General features: G+C 34.0%; 3 protein-coding genes. All 3 read right to left on the reverse strand.

The features are described 5' to 3' along the window. Positions 1-182: 182 nt before the first annotated feature. The 3 genes from ABJF52_RS05815 to ABJF52_RS05825 all read right to left on the reverse strand — a co-directional run bounded on the left by ABJF52_RS05815 (position 183) and on the right by ABJF52_RS05825 (position 3,142). Positions 183-1,715 (reverse strand): agmatine deiminase family protein, encoded by a 1,533-nt coding sequence (locus ABJF52_RS05815; RefSeq protein WP_348147645.1) that lies wholly within the window; start codon positions 1,713-1,715, stop codon positions 183-185. Between the two features lie 326 nt (positions 1,716-2,041). Next, the gene (locus tag ABJF52_RS05820; RefSeq protein ID WP_348147648.1) at positions 2,042-2,419 is read right to left on the reverse strand and encodes a DUF3703 domain-containing protein; all 378 of its coding nucleotides are present in this window, start codon (positions 2,417-2,419) and stop codon (positions 2,042-2,044) included. 198 nt (positions 2,420-2,617) lie between these two features. Then, entirely contained in the window at positions 2,618-3,142 is a 525-nt protein-coding gene (locus tag ABJF52_RS05825; RefSeq protein WP_348147651.1) for a GNAT family N-acetyltransferase, read from the reverse strand. Positions 3,143-3,404: the final 262 nt, after the last annotated feature.

The following is a 3,404-nucleotide window of genomic DNA, read 5'->3' on the forward strand; positions in this document are numbered from 1 at the left end:
GTATTTGGCAAATAAGCATTTATTTTAGATTAGGCTAGCAAGCCGCCGTAGCGCTGCGATGATGTAGCATTTCCAAAAGACCGAGAATCGAGGTACGAGATGAAGGGATTTTGGTCGACGCAGGCGAATGCTACATCATCGTCTATGTATATGAGTAGTAGCTGACTTCTGGAAGCTATTACTTATATACTTTGTTTTGCAACGTATTTAAATTCATAATATCCTTTTGGTGCAGTTATAGGTCTTGTTTGAGTTTCTCCAGTATTCGCTTTTACTTCTATATAGTACTCTATTTCCATTCCTTCACTTCCCTCAATAAATTTAGCCTTCCAATGATTGGGGTTGTTATCCATGTCCATTGTTATTCTGTTCCAATTAGTTTGACCTTTTATCCTCCAGTTAAGAAATACCTCTTTTGTCGACAAGCCTTCTTTTCCATAGTCAATAATAGTTGCATAAAGAATAGCTTCTTGGTTTACGTTAATTTCGGGTAAGACTTTTTTAACGGATATAAGTATTTTGTTTTCATCCCATATCGCTTTTGTTCGGCAATGAATGGCATCCTCATACAGCCATCCAGTTTTTACACCTAATTCATCAAAACCCTCAAAATGATATTTAGATTTAATTGGTTGGTCTTCCAATATATAATCAAATCCTTTGATAGTATATCCAGGCATTATAGACTTCCATGTTTTTAACGCTAAAGCATCTTCTTTAATACCAAACAATGGAACATATACATTCTTGTTAAGAATAATCGAATTGGTATATGCTGATAGATAAGCAGCTTCTTCATCTTCATAATAAACTCCGGTTTTAATCCTATGAATTGTATATGGACGATTATATACTGTTTTCAAATTCGATAATTCATTCTTAACAATGTTATCATATATTTTATATAATTTATGGTCTACCGGTGGTTCAGCAACTAAAATGGTTTCTTCATCAATAAGCTTCAGAAGGCAATCAATATGTTGGATACCCATTTCATCAAAATTTGAAATGATATGATAAGTTGAGAGTCCAAGGATTGAATCGTTTAACCTAAAAAACTCATTATCGCTTACACCATTATATCTATTTTCTGTCAGTAAGGCACACGTGGAAAACGCGGTACCTAAACCATCAGTTAGCACATTGCCTCCAGTATTTGCAAAGGGAACATCAATTACTTCATGTCCAATTTTATTTCCAATAGTTACTATTGCTGTATCTACATGAATACTTTTGTAAATTTTTCCAGTACTACTACTTATGTGAAATTCAAGTGAATCATTGCAAACCATATCTGTTGATGGGCATCCATATTTATACTGACCATCGGTAATTTTAACTTCTCCTTTATTTGTAAAAACAGCACTTGGCCCCCAATCTCTAGGAGTGACTTCCCAATTCGTTTTTAGATTAATAAAAGTTATATTTTGATGGTCTAATTTCCATTTTTCAAACCATTCTTTGGCTTCAATTTCCCCTTCTTGTCCATCTACATAAAGATAAATGTGCGTGTCTTTTGCCAATTCAATAATGAGTTCTTTAGGAATTACTGGTGGCCATACGAACATTACTCCTTTAACTGGTTCCCACTCAGCTGCCATTCTATTATTATCAATTTGTAGGTAATTCTTGCCTTTGAATTTGTTTTCTATTTTCTCATTTTGGCAGGAAACTAGAAAAGAATATAATACTATTAAAAGGCTAAATCTTATCATGATTTTTTTATGTTGCACAACGCTTGAGCTATGAACAGTAAGGGAGCAAACTAGCGTTTGCTTTCCGCCACGCACATAGCAAAATCTTTTTGTTTTGCTCTTTCTTTTTTTGTTACAGAGCTAATTTTGAATATTTCGCTGACGCGTAATTTTCAATTTAGCGACTTCATAAATATACACAGACCTTACGATTTAGCCCAAAAGCCCGCATTACGTTTAGGCTTTGTTACCCAACGTTTTTTCCGTCCGAGTTAGCCGTAAAACTGGTAAGACCATCAACACAACAATTGCGTTTGAGTGAGGTCCATTTGCGAACTCTTTTATATTCAGATTAATTCAATTCCTGCTTTGGTGAAAATATCTTCCAACTCTTTTTCAATCGGAAATGGTTTTAAAGGCGGAACATTTGCACCTCCAGGATTTCCAACAGGAATTTTACCAACAAACGATTTCACTCCTCCAAAAATCAGTCGAGGAATTTGTCCCATAATCTCTTTCCCGCTTTTGATTTTAACACCGAATTGTAACATTTTCCAATGTACAAATGTATGTGCGAAAGGATATTTTTGTCCGATTATATGAGCCCGTTCCAAATGATTCCACGCATTTTTAAGATTTCCATTTGCGTATTCAGTTCGGTAGTTTTCTAATTCTGTTTTATAAAATGGTTCTAGGCTTTTCGGTATTGTGGTATAAAATTTCATTTCTTTTTTTTTAGTTTTCTACATAGTTTAAATTCAAACTTTCTGCTTTTTCGAAATGTTGGGTAACGGTTTCGTATAACCGTCAGTTACGGGTTAATTTGCGTTAATTTTCGGTTTAGCACAGGCTTTAGCAATTCCGAGTGGATTCGGATGTAGTCGAATCCTCCGTAATTGCGGTTATATGTTGTTGGCAACTGGCTATATTTTTCGTTTCATTATATAATCCGTCTGAATGTCATTTCCCATTTTGAAAAGATGAGTTCCAACTATTTTAAATCCATTTTTTTTATAAAATGCAATTGCTTTTGAGTTTTTCTCCCAAACACCCAACCAAATATATTCTACGTTTCTTTTTTCCGCTATTCTAATTGCTCGGTTTATTAAAAATTGTCCAATTTTCTTTCCCTGAAATTTTTCCAATACATAAATTCTCTCTAATTCCATTCCATTCCCATCCTTTATATCCGTTTGAGAATCTCCTAAGTTAACTTTTAAATATCCAGAAGTTTCGTCTTTAAACTTTGAGAAATAGAATTCAGAATTGTTGTCCATCAATTCTTTTTTCAATTTATTTTTATTGAATGAAGTACTTAAATAAGACTCCATGTTTTCAGGTGTATTATCATTTGAAAAGGAATCTTTATAGGTTATTCTACTAATCTCAATTAATTCATTGAGATTTCTTAGGTCTATTTTTGTCAACTTCAATTCAATTTTCTGCATTTTTTTCAGCTTGTTGCCAACGCAGCGCTATGGGCAGTTGGTCTTTTTTTTATGGAAATATAGTAAAATCCAACAACGATGTAACGGGAATAGTACTAATTATGAATTTGGATCCCGATTACATCGTTTATCAAGTAGCCCCGTTTTTTTTACGGGGCGTGACTTGTGGATTTTACGGTATTGAGAATAAAAAAACGACAACCGGATTGCGTATAGCGACTTGATATGTAGCGTTGCTAAGCCGTAGCGGCGTATTTGGCAA

This window comes from Aurantibacter sp. (assembly GCF_039941195.1).
Lineage (GTDB): Bacteria > Bacteroidota > Bacteroidia > Flavobacteriales > Flavobacteriaceae > Aurantibacter_A.